At 60.1% G+C, this 13,084-nt stretch carries 13 protein-coding genes; 11 read left to right on the top strand and 2 right to left on the bottom strand.

Annotation, left to right across the window (positions count from 1 at the left end):
- Positions 1-373: 373 nt before the first annotated feature.
- From puuE to ABTV29_RS08035, 8 genes are all read left to right on the top strand, one after another.
- Positions 374-1,300, top strand: coding sequence for an allantoinase PuuE (puuE, locus tag ABTV29_RS08070; RefSeq protein ID WP_433769590.1), 927 nt, complete (start codon positions 374-376; stop codon positions 1,298-1,300).
- Positions 1,297-1,812 carry a 2-oxo-4-hydroxy-4-carboxy-5-ureidoimidazoline decarboxylase gene (gene uraD / locus ABTV29_RS08065; protein ID WP_433769589.1) on the top strand — a complete coding sequence of 172 codons (516 nt, stop codon included), beginning with the start codon at positions 1,297-1,299 and terminating at the stop codon, positions 1,810-1,812. The genes puuE and uraD overlap by 4 nt, the downstream gene beginning before the upstream one ends.
- A gap of 90 nt (positions 1,813-1,902) precedes the next feature.
- Positions 1,903-2,898, top strand: coding sequence for an allantoicase (gene alc, locus ABTV29_RS08060; protein WP_433769588.1), 996 nt, complete (start codon positions 1,903-1,905; stop codon positions 2,896-2,898).
- Positions 2,899-3,053: 155 nt separating this feature from the next.
- Positions 3,054-3,557, top strand: coding sequence for an ureidoglycolate lyase (locus tag ABTV29_RS08055; protein WP_077044671.1), 504 nt, complete (start codon positions 3,054-3,056; stop codon positions 3,555-3,557).
- A 51-nt stretch (positions 3,558-3,608) separates the two neighbouring features.
- Positions 3,609-4,913 carry a urate hydroxylase PuuD gene (locus ABTV29_RS08050; RefSeq protein WP_433769587.1) on the top strand — a complete coding sequence of 435 codons (1,305 nt, stop codon included), beginning with the start codon at positions 3,609-3,611 and terminating at the stop codon, positions 4,911-4,913.
- 192 nt (positions 4,914-5,105) lie between these two features.
- Positions 5,106-6,458: a nucleobase:cation symporter-2 family protein gene (locus ABTV29_RS08045; protein ID WP_433769586.1), complete on the top strand. Its 1,353-nt coding sequence runs from the start codon at positions 5,106-5,108 to the stop codon at positions 6,456-6,458.
- A 172-nt stretch (positions 6,459-6,630) separates the two neighbouring features.
- Complete coding sequence (locus ABTV29_RS08040) at positions 6,631-7,416, top strand: outer membrane protein OmpK (RefSeq protein ID WP_433769585.1); 786 nt, start codon at positions 6,631-6,633, stop codon at positions 7,414-7,416.
- A gap of 371 nt (positions 7,417-7,787) precedes the next feature.
- Complete coding sequence (locus ABTV29_RS08035) at positions 7,788-8,573, top strand: outer membrane protein OmpK (RefSeq protein ID WP_433769584.1); 786 nt, start codon at positions 7,788-7,790, stop codon at positions 8,571-8,573.
- A gap of 124 nt (positions 8,574-8,697) precedes the next feature.
- Here ABTV29_RS08035 and ABTV29_RS08030 read toward each other — a convergent pair whose 3' ends face one another.
- Together ABTV29_RS08030 and ABTV29_RS08025 are read right to left on the bottom strand one after the other, a co-directional pair.
- Entirely contained in the window at positions 8,698-9,870 is a 1,173-nt protein-coding gene (locus tag ABTV29_RS08030) for a patatin-like phospholipase family protein (protein ID WP_433769583.1), read from the bottom strand.
- Positions 9,871-10,022: 152 nt separating this feature from the next.
- Positions 10,023-10,955: a lipid A biosynthesis lauroyl acyltransferase gene (locus ABTV29_RS08025; protein ID WP_433769582.1), complete on the bottom strand. Its 933-nt coding sequence runs from the start codon at positions 10,953-10,955 to the stop codon at positions 10,023-10,025.
- Between the two features lie 118 nt (positions 10,956-11,073).
- Here ABTV29_RS08025 and minC point away from each other — a divergent pair, with 118 nt between their 5' ends.
- The 3 genes from minC to minE all read left to right on the top strand — a co-directional run bounded on the left by minC (position 11,074) and on the right by minE (position 13,082).
- The gene (gene minC / locus ABTV29_RS08020; protein ID WP_433769581.1) at positions 11,074-11,811 is read left to right on the top strand and encodes a septum site-determining protein MinC; all 738 of its coding nucleotides are present in this window, start codon (positions 11,074-11,076) and stop codon (positions 11,809-11,811) included.
- 200 nt (positions 11,812-12,011) lie between these two features.
- A complete protein-coding gene (gene minD / locus ABTV29_RS08015; RefSeq protein WP_007974946.1) occupies positions 12,012-12,824 on the top strand; it encodes a septum site-determining protein MinD in 813 nt (270 codons plus the stop codon).
- 3 nt (positions 12,825-12,827) lie between these two features.
- A complete protein-coding gene (minE, locus tag ABTV29_RS08010; protein ID WP_110964248.1) occupies positions 12,828-13,082 on the top strand; it encodes a cell division topological specificity factor MinE in 255 nt (84 codons plus the stop codon).
- Positions 13,083-13,084: the final 2 nt, after the last annotated feature.

The raw sequence follows: 13,084 nt of genomic DNA, 5'->3' as shown, positions 1-13,084 counted from the left end.
ACCGTTTCGGAACACGAAAAGCTGCGGCGAGCGACTGATTAAGACACTTTTCAAAAAAATTGTACACAATAAAAACAACATATTTACCAGTGGCATCGCGATCCAGCGATCCCACGGCGGTTTTCCGACAAAGCACACGCTATCTGAACCCTGCCACCTTTAGCTGACCAGATAGGCAGATTTCTTGCACACCCCTCCGAATAACACGGAAAGATGACCGTTAGCGAAAAATGCAAAAATTCAGGCTTACAAAGTGAATATAAAGTTGTATACAATCAGCCCATCGCTGTGACGCCAGCCTGACTTCTCATTCGCAGGCACGCCACGCCAACCCTGACTTTGCAAAAAGCCACGAATAAGAAGGAAGACTGCAGTGAGCGCTGACTACCCACGCGACCTGACCGGTTACGGCAGTAACCCTCCGCACCCACACTGGCCGGGCAATGCCCGCATCGCCCTGTCCTTCGTACTCAATTACGAAGAAGGCGGCGAACGCAACATTCTGCACGGTGACAAGGAATCCGAAGCCTTCCTCTCGGAAATGGTCGCGGCGCAGCCATTGCAAGGCGCGCGCAACATGAGCATGGAATCGCTCTACGAGTATGGCAGCCGCGCCGGTGTCTGGCGGATTCTCAAGCTGTTCAAGGAATTCGACATTCCGCTGACCATCTTCGCCGTGGCCATGGCCGCCCAGCGTCACCCGGACGTGATCCGCGCCATGGTCGATGCCGGCCATGAGATCTGCAGCCACGGCTATCGCTGGATCGACTATCAGTACATGGACGAAACCCAGGAACGCGAGCACATGCTCGAAGCGATCCGCATCCTCACCGAAATCACTGGCGAGCGTCCGCTGGGCTGGTACACCGGTCGCACCGGCCCGAACACCCGTCGCCTGGTGATGGAAGAAGGCGGTTTCCTCTACGACAGCGACACCTATGACGACGACCTGCCCTACTGGGAACCGAACAACCCGACCGGCAAGCCGCACTTGGTGATCCCGTACACCCTGGACACCAACGACATGCGCTTCACCCAGGTCCAGGGTTTCAACAAGGGCGACGATTTCTTCGAATACCTCAAGGATGCGTTCGACGTGCTCTACGCCGAAGGCGCCGATGCACCGAAGATGCTGTCGATCGGCCTGCACTGCCGCCTGATCGGCCGTCCGGCGCGTCTGGCTTCGCTCAAGCGCTTTATCGAATACGCTAAAAGTCATGAACAGGTGTGGTTCAGCCGTCGCGTCGACATCGCGCGCCACTGGCACGAAACCCACCCGTACCAAGGGGCTGCCAAATGAGCACCTTTCAAACCGTAAAACCCTCGACCCTGAGCCGCGACGCCTTCGTCAAAGCCTTCGCCGACATCTACGAACATTCGCCATGGGTGGCCGAAAAGGCCTTCGACCTGGGCCAGGACGCTTCGATCGACGAGATCGAAACCCTGCACCAGCGCATGAGCGACATCCTGTTGAGCGCCGATCATGCCAGCCAGCTGGCCCTGATCAACGCTCACCCGGACCTGGCCGGCAAAGCCGCCGTCCAGGGCCAGTTGACCGAAGCCAGCACCAATGAACAGGCTGGCGCCGGTATTCACCAATGCACGGCCGAAGAGTTCCAGCGCTTCACCGAGCTGAACGACGCCTACAAGGCCAAGTTCAAGTTTCCCTTCATCATGGCGGTAAAAGGCAGCAACCGGCATCAGATCCTCGCAGCGTTCGAAACGCGCATCCACAACACGGTCGACACCGAGTTCAAGTGCGCGCTGGCGGAGATCAACAAGATCGCCCTGTTCCGATTACTGACCCTATAGCGATCCTGGCCCGAGTTCATTCAAGAACGCCGAACGAACCCAGGGCCCCGAGAGCATCCCAAGCCAACTTATTAAAGGCAGACAAGAAGAATGAAAGCTTACGCCGTACCTTTCGAGAAGTTCGTCAACCTGGCCGACGCCCGCTTGGGCACCAAAATCATCTCGGTCACCGATGACTGGTTCGCAGACGCCAACCGTCTGTTCCAACCGACCCCGGCCGTGTGGAAGGAGGGCGTGTTCGATGACAACGGCAAGTGGATGGATGGCTGGGAGTCGCGCCGCAAGCGCTTCGAAGGCTATGACAGCGCTGTGATCCGCCTGGGCGTACCGGGTTCGATCAAGGGCGTGGACATCGACACTTCATTCTTCACCGGCAACTTCCCGCCATCGGCTTCCCTGGAAGCCTGCTTCCTGGCCGAAGGCGAGCCGAACGAAAACACCCAGTGGGTAGAAGTGCTGTCGGCCGTCGAGCTGCAAGGCAACAGCCACCACTACCACGAAATCAAAAACGACCAGGCCTTCAGCCACCTGCGCTTCAACATCTACCCGGATGGCGGCGTGGCCCGTCTGCGCGTGTACGGCGTACCGTTCCGCGACTGGTCCGCTGTGGGCGACAACGAACAGGTCGACCTGGCTGCTGCCCTGAACGGTGGTCGCGCCCTGGCCTGCTCCGACGAACACTTCGGCCGCATGAGCAACATCCTCAACCCTGGCCGTGGCATCAACATGGGCGACGGCTGGGAAACCGCGCGTCGTCGCACGCCTGGCAATGACTGGGTGATCGTCGCCCTGGGCCATGCCGGTGAAGTCGAGAAAGTCATCGTCGACACCCTGCACTTCAAGGGCAACTACCCGGACAGCTGCTCGATCCAGGGTGCCTTCGTCAAAGGCGGTACCGACAGCCAGATCGAAACCCAGTCGCTGTTCTGGCGCGAACTGCTGCCAAGCCAGAAGCTGGAAATGCACGCCGAACACACCTTCGCCGAGCAGATCAAGGCGCTGGGCCCGATCACCCACATCCGCCTGAACGTGTTCCCGGATGGTGGTGTGAGCCGCCTGCGCGTACTGGGCAAGGTCGCTAAATAAGGCTGAACCTGTGGCGAGGGAGCTTGCTGCCGCTGGGTCGCGAAGCGGCCCCGCTCTTTGTTTAAAAAGAAATGGGAGTGCTGCGCACTCCAGCGGGAGCAAGCTCCCTCGCCACAAATGCAGATCAAACAACACAGAATTCGGAAAAGAACAGCATGCGCACACTGACGATTGAACCGCTGACCAAAGAAGCCTTCGCCCCTTTCGGTGACGTGATCGAAACCGACGGCAGCGATCACTTCATGATCAACAACGGTTCGACCATGCGCTTCCACAAACTGGCGACGGTGCAAACCGCTACGCCTGAGGACAACGCGATCATCAGCATCTTCCGCGCCGACGCGCAGGACATGCCGCTGACCGTGAGCATGCTGGAGCGCCATCCGCTGGGCAGCCAGGCTTTCATTCCGCTGCTCGGCAACCCCTTTCTGATCGTGGTCGCGCCACTTGGCGATGTACCTGTATCAGGCTTGGTCCGCGCCTTCGTCACCAACGGCAGGCAGGGCATCAATTACCATCGCGGCGTCTGGCACCACCCGGTGCTGACGATCGAAAAGCGGGATGACTTCCTGGTGGTTGATCGCAGTGGCACAGGCAATAACTGCGATGAGCATTTTTTCAAAGAGGATGAGCGTTTGATCCTCGCCCCCCACCAATAAGAGAAGGTCCGATCACGCGACAATAAGCGTGACGGGCGAGAGGTAAAGACTGTGGAAGCACATCTGTTGGAATGGCTGAACCTGAGCGTGCGCTGGGTTCATATGATTACCGGTGTGGCCTGGATCGGCGCGTCGTTCTATTTCGTCTGGCTGGAAAACAACCTCAATCGGGTCAATCCGAAAAACGGTCTGGCCGGTGATCTGTGGGCGATCCATGGCGGCGGCATCTATCACCTGGAAAAATACAAACTGGCTCCACCGACCATGCCGGACAACCTGCACTGGTTCAAATGGGAAGCCTACTTCACCTGGATGTCGGGTATCGCGCTGCTGTGCGTGGTGTTCTACTCCAACCCGACGCTCTACCTGCTGGCTCCGGGCAGCACCCTGAGCGGCCCTGAAGGCGTGGCCATCGGTCTGGGCTCGCTGTTCATCGGCTGGTTCGTCTACTCCTTCCTCTGCGACTCCGCCCTTGGCAAACACCCTGCCCTGCTGGGTGCAATCCTGTTCGTGCTGATCATTGGCGCGGCCTATGGCTTCAGCAAGGTGTTCAGCGGCCGTGGTGCGTACCTGCACGTCGGCGCGCTTATCGGCACCATCATGGTCGGCAACGTGTTCCGCATCATCATGCCGGCGCAACGGGCACTGGTCGCGGCCATCGCCGAGAACCGCACGCCGGACCCTGCGCTGCCAGCCAAAGGCCTGCTGCGTTCGCGTCACAACAACTACTTCACCCTGCCGGTGCTGTTCATCATGATCAGCAACCACTTCCCGAGCACCTACGGCAGCCAGTACAACTGGCTGATCCTGGCCGGGATCGCGGTACTGGCGGTGCTGGTGCGTCACTACTTCAACACCCGTCACGACAGCCACAAGTTCGCCTGGACCCTGCCAGTGGCAGCGGTGGGCATGATCTGCCTGGCCTACGTGTCCGGTCCGAAGCCGATGTCCAGTGCTCCTGAAGTGGCCAAGGCTCCAGCGGCGATCGAGTACCAGCCGCTGCCGGAAACCGCATTGGGTGGCGGACTCAAGCCAGCTGAAGCCAAACCCGCAGAAGCGCCTGCCGCTGCACCGGCGCAAGCGTCCAATGCCGGTCCCGGCTTCGACAAGGTCCACAGCGTGATCCAGGAACGTTGCGCCGTCTGCCACTCCGCCAAACCGACCAGCCCGCTGTTCAGCGCGGCCCCGGCCGGTGTGATGTTCGACACGCCTGAGCAGATCCGCCAGAACGCTGCACGGATCCAGGCCCAAGCCGTCGCCACCCAGATCATGCCGCTGGGCAACATCACCCAGATGACCCAGCAGGAACGCGACCTGATCGGCGCCTGGATCGTTCAGGGTGCTCCGACCAATTAAGTAGCAAAACATCGCGGCCAAGCCCCCTCACACAGGTACAACGCAATCCCCTGTGGGAGCGGGCTTGCCCGCGAAAGCGTCGGGTCAGTCAACAGTGATGTTGAGTCCAATGACCTCTTCGCGAGCAAGCCCGCTCCCACAGGGAAACGTGCTGCAAATAATCACAAGAATAAAAAAGATCCGAGGTGTTGCATGTCCGAGCTATCCCAAGCACGCATCCCCGACGCACCCGCCATTCAGCGTTTACCCCTCTTGCAACTGATCCTGGTTGGCCTGCAACACGTTCTGCTGATGTACGGCGGAGCCATCGCGGTGCCGCTGATCATCGGACAGGCCGCTGGCCTGAGTCGTGAAGAAATCGCCTTCCTGATCAACGCCGACCTGCTGGTCGCCGGCATCGCCACCATCGTGCAATCGCTGGGCATCGGCCCCATGGGCATCCGCATGCCGGTGATGATGGGCGCCAGTTTTGCCGCCGTCGGCAGCATGGTGGCAATGGCGGGGATGCCCGGCGTCGGCCTGCAAGGGATCTTCGGCGCCACCATCGCCGCCGGGTTCTTCGGCATGCTGATCGCGCCGTTCATGTCCAAGGTCGTACGTTTCTTCCCGCCACTGGTGACCGGCACAGTCATCACCTCGATCGGCCTGTCGCTGTTTCCCGTGGCCGTGAACTGGGCCGGCGGCGGCGCCCAGGCCGCGCAGTTCGGCTCACCGATCTACCTGACCATTGCCGCACTGGTGCTGGGCACCATCCTGTTGGTGCACCGCTTCATGCGCGGTTTCTGGGTCAACATTTCCGTACTGATCGGCATGTGCCTGGGCTATGTGCTCTGCGGCCTGATCGGCATGGTCGACCTCAGTGGCATGAGCAACGCGCCCTGGCTGCAATTCGTCACCCCGCTGCATTTCGGCATGCCGAAGTTCGAATTGGCGCCAATCCTTTCGATGTGCCTGGTGGTGGTGATCATTTTCGTCGAGTCCACCGGGATGTTCCTGGCGCTGGGCAAGATCACCGGCCAGGAAGTCTGCCCGCGCATGCTGCGTCGCGGCTTGCTGTGCGACGCCGGCGCTTCGTTCTTCGCCGGTTTCTTCAACACCTTCACCCATTCCTCGTTCGCCCAGAACATCGGCCTGGTGCAGATGACCGGCGTGCGCTGCCGCTCGGTGACCATCGTTGCCGGCGGCTTGCTGATCGTCCTGAGCCTGCTGCCCAAGGCCGCGTTCCTGGTGGCCTCGATTCCACCGGCGGTACTGGGCGGCGCGGCGATTGCGATGTTTGGCATGGTCGCCGCCACCGGGATCAAGATTCTCCAGGAAACCGATATCGGTGACCGTCGCAACCAGTTGCTGGTGGCGGTGAGCATCGGCATGGGCCTGATCCCGGTGGTGCGTCCGGAGTTTTTCGCCCACCTGCCCCTGTGGATGAGCCCCATCACCCACAGCGGCATCGCCATGGCCACCCTCAGCGCCCTGTCGCTGAACCTGCTGTTCAACATTCTCGGCGGGCGCGAACGCGCCGCGGCCAACGACTGCCACGCCCACTAAGACAGAAACGCACAACCCTTTGTAGGAGCGAGCCTGCTCGCGATGAACCCGAGAACACCGCGTTTATCCAGATAACACGCGTAATCGTTGACGACCATCGCGAGCAGGCTCGCTCCTACAGGGTTTGGGGTTGCCTGCGCCTCGCAAAAATAAAAACAAGAAGGAGCAACAGATGATTCGGACACAGACAAGCATGCTGTTGGGCGCTGGACTCCTGGCCGCCGGCCAGGCCATGGCCGGGGATTTACTGCTGTGGCAGACCAACAGCCTGAGTTACCTGTACGGCAAGGATTTCGCGGTCAACCCGTCGATCCAGCAAACGGTGACCTTCGAGCACGCCGATCGCTGGAAGTACGGCGACAACTTCATGTTCATCGACAGCACCTACTACAACGGCGAGAAAGACCGGAACAAAGGCGTGCACGCCTATTACGGCGAGTTCAGCCCGCGCCTGTCGTTCGGCAAGATCTTCGACCGGAAACTGGAGCTGGGCCCGATCAAGGACGTGTTGCTCGCCATGACCTACGAGAATGGCGAAGACGACACCGAGGCCTATCTGATCGGTCCGGGCTTTGACCTCAAGGTGCCTGGCTTCAACTTTGTCACCCTGAACATCTACCAGCGCTTCACCGAAGGCTCGCGTCCCGGCGATGGCGTGTGGCAGATCACGCCGGCCTGGTCCTACACCCTGCCGCTGGGCAATTCGAGTCTGTTGATCGATGGCTACATCGACTGGGTCACGGACAACGACCAGAACTCCCACGGCACCTATCACGCCAACCTGCACTTCAACCCGCAGATCAAATATGACCTGGGCAAAGCCCTGGGCTGGCGCGAGAAGCAGGTGTATGCCGGCATCGAATACAGCTACTGGAAGGACAAATACGGCATCGAGAACAACCGCAACCTCGACACCAACGAAAACACCACCAGCCTGCTGGTGAAGGTGCATTTCTAAGATGAACCGCAACCGTGCCCCAAGCCTGTCGTCGGTGTGCGGTTGCGCAGCACTTGAGACCTGGCCGAGGAGTCAGTATTCTCCGCGGCCGCCTGAATCCGCTTTAAAAAAAAGCCCGGATTTAATTCCTGACCAGAAAGCCAACTTATCCCGGCTCTGGACGGTACCAAGGCATCCCCAAAACCCTCTCAATCGACTGCTCCAGGGCAGCCGAGCGGGAGTTTTTTTGTTTTCGAAACCTTGGTGCAGCGCTGGCTGACAGCACTCAAGCTGACCGATTGGATGATTTTTTAACAGCTACAGAAAAAGGCGCCACACCAGAGCGTCGACCTTAAAAAAATCGTGAACCACTACTTTTTGGGAGCAACCGAATGAAACGCACGTGCACTAGCCTGATGCTGGCGGGATCGATGCTGGCAGGGGGTCAGGCCATGGCAGGCGACTTGCTGCAATGGCAGAACAACAGCCTGACCTACCTCTATGGCAAGGACTTCCAGGTCAATCCGCGCATTCAGCAGACCGTGACCTTCGAACACGCCGATGGCTGGAAATACGGCGACAACTTCTTCTTCATCGACAAGATCTTCTACAACGGCAAGGAAGACGCCTTCGCCGGCGAGAACACCTACTACGGCGAGTTCAGCCCGCGCCTGTCGTTCGGCAAGATCTTCGACCAGAAGCTGGAGTTCGGCCCGATCAAGGACGTGCTGCTGGCCATGACCTACGAGTTCGGTGAAGACGATACCGAGTCCTACCTGATCGGCCCTGGCTTCGATCTGGCCATCCCGGGCTTCGACTACTTCCAGCTGAACTTCTACAACCGTCACACCGAAGGCGACCGTCCGGGCGACAACATCTGGCAAGTCACCCCGGTCTGGTCCTACACCATCCCGGTGGGCGACTCGAACGTGCTGATCGACGGTTTCATGGACTGGGTGGTCGACAACGACGTGAACAGCAAGGGCGAATACCACGCCAACCTGCACTTCAACCCACAGATCAAGTACGACCTGGGCAAGGCGTTGAACCTGGGCGAGAAGCAGCTGTACGTGGGTGTCGAGTACGACTACTGGAAGAACAAGTACGGTATCGAAGACAGCCAGGGCTTCAAGACCGATCAGAGCGTGACCAGCTTCCTGGTCAAGGTGCACTTCTGATTTTTGATTGATGTGGCGTCCTTCAGGACGCCATCGCGAGCAGGCTCGCTCCCACAGTTGATCTTTGTCGTGCTGAAGATCCCCTGTGGGAGCGAGCCTGCTCGCGATTGCCGCACCACCAACATCAAGCCAACACCAAAGGCTCCGCCAGGCCTAGAAACCGGCACAGCTCATCCTTCTTGGCCAGCGCATCGCGCCGCCCCAGATCGATCAGCTCGCTGCAATACCCCGCCTCGAACAGCAAATAGCTCAACACCCCCGCCCCACTCGTCCTGGTCGCCCCCGGGCCGCGCAGGAACAGGCGCAACGCTGCCGGCAATTCATGACGATGGCGTGCGGCAATCTCGTCGATCGGCTGGCTCGGCGAAATCACCAGCACCTCCACCGGCGCCACGCCCAGGGTACGAATCGGCGTGCCCGCGGGCATGAGGTGGCTGAACTGATTCAAACGCTGCAACAGCTCGATATCGCTTTCCAGGCTGTCAATGAAGGTGCTGTTGAGCATGTGCCCACCGATCTGCGCCAGGGTCGGTTGCTGCCCGGTCCAGGACCGTTGCAGCGGCTGCTCCGGATCGATGCCCCGCGGGTTGCCACTGACCCCCACCACCAGCACGCGGCTCGCCCCCAGGTGCAGCGCCGGGCTGATCGGTGCCGACTGGCGCACTGCGCCATCGCCGAAAAATTCTTCGCCGATTTTCACCGGGGCGAACAGCAACGGAATCGCCGAACTGGCGAGCAGGTGTTCAACGGACAATTGCGCCGGGACACCAATGCGGCGATGGCGCAGCCAATCGTGGATGGTGCCGGTGCCCTGGTAGAAGGTCACCGCCTGACCGGATTCGTAGCCAAACGCGGTGACAGCCACCGCATGCAACTGCTGGCGGGCGATGGCTTCGGCGATGCCGTTCATGTGCAGCTTGTCGTTGAGCAATTCGCGCAGGGGCGAACTGTCGACCAACGCCACCGGCACCTGGGCGCCAAGGCCCAGCAGGCTGTGACCGACAAAACGACTGGCCTGGCGGATCACCCCGGGCCAATCACTGCGCAACACCAGATGACTGCGAAAGCCCTGCCAGAAGGCGGTCAGGCGCTCGATCGCGGCGCGAAAATCCATGGCACCGCTGGCCAGGCTGACCGCATTGATCGCCCCGGCGGAGGTGCCGACGATCACCGGGAATGGATTGTCGGCGCCCATCGGCAGCAGCTCGGCAATCGCCGCCAGCACACCGACCTGATAGGCCGCCCGAGCCCCGCCGCCGGAAAGAATCAAACCTGTAACCGGTTCAGCGGGACTCATACACAACGCTCCATGCTATTTGATGGGATTTTCCGTTCCCTGTAGGAGCGAGCCTGCTCGCGATGGTCGTGAAAACACCGAGGGGTGTCAGGCGCCCCGCGCTATCGTTCACCACCATCGCGAGCATGCTCGCTCCTACAGGGTTCGGTTGTTCAACCGCGCTTGGCGTACAGCTTGGGCTCGCCGGGTGGACGGCTCTTGAAACGGCGATGGGCCCACAGGTATTGCTCCGGGCAATCGCGCAACACGCCTTCAATCCACTGGTTGATGCGCAGGCAGTCTTCTTCTTCGGTTTCACCGGGGAAACCTTCGAGCGGCGCATGGATCACCAGCCGATAACCACTGCCGTCCGCCAGGCGTTCCTGGGTGAACGGCACCACCAGCGCCTTGCCCAGACGCGCGAACTTGCTGGTGGCGGTGACGGTGGCCGCCTGAATGCCGAACAGCGGCACGAAAATGCTTTGCTTGGCGCCGTAGTCCTGGTCCGGTGCATACCAGATCGCCCGGCCGGCGCGCAGCAACTTGAGCATGCCACGCACGTCCTCGCGCTCCACCGCCAGCGAGTCGAGATTGTGCCGCTCGCGCCCCTGGCGCTGGACGTAGTCGAACAACGGGTTCTTGTGCTCGCGGTACATGCCGTCGATGGTGTGCTGCTGGCCAAGAAGGGCGGCGCCGATTTCCAGGGTGGTGAAGTGCACGGCCATCAGGATCACGCCCTTGCCTTCGCGCTGGGCCTGTTGCAAATGCTCCAGCCCTTCGACGTGGGCCAGTTTGGCCAGGCGCTCCCGGGACCACCACCAGCTCATGGCCATTTCAAAGAAAGCGATGCCGGTGGAAGCGAAGTTTTCCTTGAGCAGGCGCTTGCGCTCGGCAGCGGACTTTTCAGGGAAACACAACTCCAGGTTGCGCTTGGCGATGCGCCGTCGGTCGCCGGCGGCCCGATACATCAAGGCACCCAGGGCGCGACCGATCCACAGCAATGCCGGATAAGGCAACTGGACGATCAGCCACAACAGCCCAAGGCCACACCACAGCGGCCAGAAACGTGGAGATAGAAAGGTTGCGCGAAACTGCGGGCGATCCATTAAAGCTTCCATAAAGACAATGGCCGCGCATTCTACATCGTTCGACCCGGCTTGCGGCCTGCGGGCGATCTCGTTATAAGTCTGGGCACTTTTAGTGACAAGTCGTTGTATGCCGACCATGAGCCAAACCGAACCGCAAGACCAGGACCCCGTGTTCCAGCTGAAGGGCAGCATGCTGGCCATTACCGTGCTGGAACTGGCCCGTAACGACCTCGAGGGCCTCGACCGGCAATTGGCCGCCAAGGTAGCCCAGGCACCTGGTTTTTTCAGCAATGCACCGCTGGTCCTGGCCCTGGACAAACTGCCGGCCAGCGAAGGCGTGATCGATCTGCCAGGCCTGATGCGCGTGTGCCGCCAGCACGGCCTGCGCACCCTGGCCATCCGTGCCAGCCGCATCGAAGACATCGCCGCCGCCATTGCCGTCGACCTGCCGGTATTGCCGCCGTCCGGCGCCCGTGAGCGCGCCCTGGACCTGAACGAAGGCACCGTCGCGAAAAAACCGGAAAAGCCGCCGGAACCCACGATCAAGCCGACAAAAATCATCACTTCGCCAGTACGTGGTGGCCAGCAGATCTATGCCCAGGGCAGCGACCTGGTGGTGATCTCCTCGGTCAGCCCGGGGGCGGAACTTCTCGCCGATGGCAACATCCATGTATACGGCCCCATGCGTGGTCGTGTGCTGGCCGGGGTCAAGGGCGACACGAAAGCCAGGATTTTCTGTCAGCAAATGAGCGCTGAACTGGTTTCCATCGCCGGTCATTACAAGGTCTCCGAAGATCTGCGCCGCGACCCTTTATGGGGTTCGGGCGTGCAGGTCAGCCTGTCGGGCGATGTGTTGAACATCATTCGTCTTTAACGGATACTGCCGCATTTTCCAAACATCTCTAAAACGTAGCGAAAGTGGCTCAAACGAAGTAGGAAACAGGCCAAAAGCAGTGTTTACCGGACGTAAACACCGCCCAAAACCGAATTCCAGCCAAGGCTGTTCGACTGCAGTTGTTTTAAAGAGATGTTTTTCAGGGGCTAAAAGTCCTTTTTCATTAGGGGTGAAACACCTTGGCCAAGATTCTCGTGGTTACATCCGGCAAGGGTGGTGTGGGTAAGACCACCACCAGCGCCGCCATCGGTACCGGCCTCGCTCTGCGCGGCCACAAAACAGTGATCGTCGACTTCGACGTCGGTTTGCGTAACCTCGACCTGATCATGGGTTGCGAGCGCCGTGTGGTGTACGACTTCGTCAACGTCGTCAACGGCGAAGCCAACCTGCAGCAGGCCCTGATCAAGGACAAGCGCCTGGAAAACCTCTACGTGCTGGCCGCCAGCCAGACCCGCGACAAAGACGCGCTGACCGTCGAAGGCGTGGAAAAAGTCCTGATGCAACTCAAGGAAGACTTCGAGTTCGTGGTCTGCGACTCCCCGGCGGGCATCGAGAAAGGCGCCCACCTGGCCATGTACTTCGCCGATGAAGCGATCGTCGTGACCAACCCTGAAGTGTCCTCGGTCCGTGACTCCGACCGCATGCTCGGCCTGCTGGCCAGCAAGTCCCGTCGCGCCGAACGCGGCGAAGACCCGATCAAGGAACACCTGCTGATTACCCGTTACCACCCGGAGCGTGTGAGCAAAGGCGAAATGCTCGGCGTAGAAGACGTCAAGGAAATCCTCTCGGTGACCCTGCTCGGCGTGATCCCCGAATCCCAGGCGGTGCTCAAGGCATCCAACCAGGGCGTTCCGGTGATCCTCGACGACCAGAGCGATGCCGGCCAGGCCTACAGCGATACCGTTGATCGCCTGCTGGGCAAGACCGTGGATCATCGATTCCTCGATGTACAGAAGAAGGGATTCTTCGAGCGCCTGTTTGGAGGCAACTAAGCAATGAACCTTTTTGACTTCTTTCGTGCCAACAAAAAGCAAAGCACCGCGTCGGTAGCGAAAGAGCGTCTACAGATCATCGTGGCGCACGAACGCGGCCAACGCAGCACCCCGGACTACCTGCCAGCCTTGCAGAAGGAACTGGTCGAGGTGATCCGCAAGTACGTCAATATCGGTACCGATGACGTGCATGTCGCACTGGAAAGCCAGGGCAGCTGCTCGATTCTGGAACTCAATATCACCCTGCCAGATCGCTGAGT

Source organism: Pseudomonas putida (genome assembly GCF_050989985.1).
In the GTDB taxonomy this organism is placed as follows: domain Bacteria; phylum Pseudomonadota; class Gammaproteobacteria; order Pseudomonadales; family Pseudomonadaceae; genus Aquipseudomonas; species Aquipseudomonas putida_AI.
Note: the sequence above shows the minus strand (reverse complement) of the source record. Positions and strands in the feature narration are given on the sequence as shown.

Bases quoted from the DNA above. Each gene is read 5' to 3' on its own strand.
- ABTV29_RS08055 (WP_077044671.1), top strand. From the start codon at position 3,054: ATGCGCACACTGACGATTGAACCGCTGACCAAAGAAGCCTTCGCCCCT.
- ABTV29_RS08040 (WP_433769585.1), top strand. From the start codon at position 6,631: ATGATTCGGACACAGACAAGCATGCTGTTGGGCGCTGGACTCCTGGCC.
- ABTV29_RS08030 (WP_433769583.1), bottom strand. From the start codon at position 9,870: ATGAGTCCCGCTGAACCGGTTACAGGTTTGATTCTTTCCGGCGGCGGG.
- minC (WP_433769581.1), top strand. From the start codon at position 11,074: ATGAGCCAAACCGAACCGCAAGACCAGGACCCCGTGTTCCAGCTGAAG.
- ABTV29_RS08045 (WP_433769586.1), top strand. From the start codon at position 5,106: ATGTCCGAGCTATCCCAAGCACGCATCCCCGACGCACCCGCCATTCAG.
- ABTV29_RS08035 (WP_433769584.1), top strand. From the start codon at position 7,788: ATGAAACGCACGTGCACTAGCCTGATGCTGGCGGGATCGATGCTGGCA.
- ABTV29_RS08025 (WP_433769582.1), bottom strand. From the start codon at position 10,955: ATGGATCGCCCGCAGTTTCGCGCAACCTTTCTATCTCCACGTTTCTGG.
- alc (WP_433769588.1), top strand. From the start codon at position 1,903: ATGAAAGCTTACGCCGTACCTTTCGAGAAGTTCGTCAACCTGGCCGAC.
- uraD (WP_433769589.1), top strand. From the start codon at position 1,297: ATGAGCACCTTTCAAACCGTAAAACCCTCGACCCTGAGCCGCGACGCC.
- minE (WP_110964248.1), top strand. From the start codon at position 12,828: ATGAACCTTTTTGACTTCTTTCGTGCCAACAAAAAGCAAAGCACCGCG.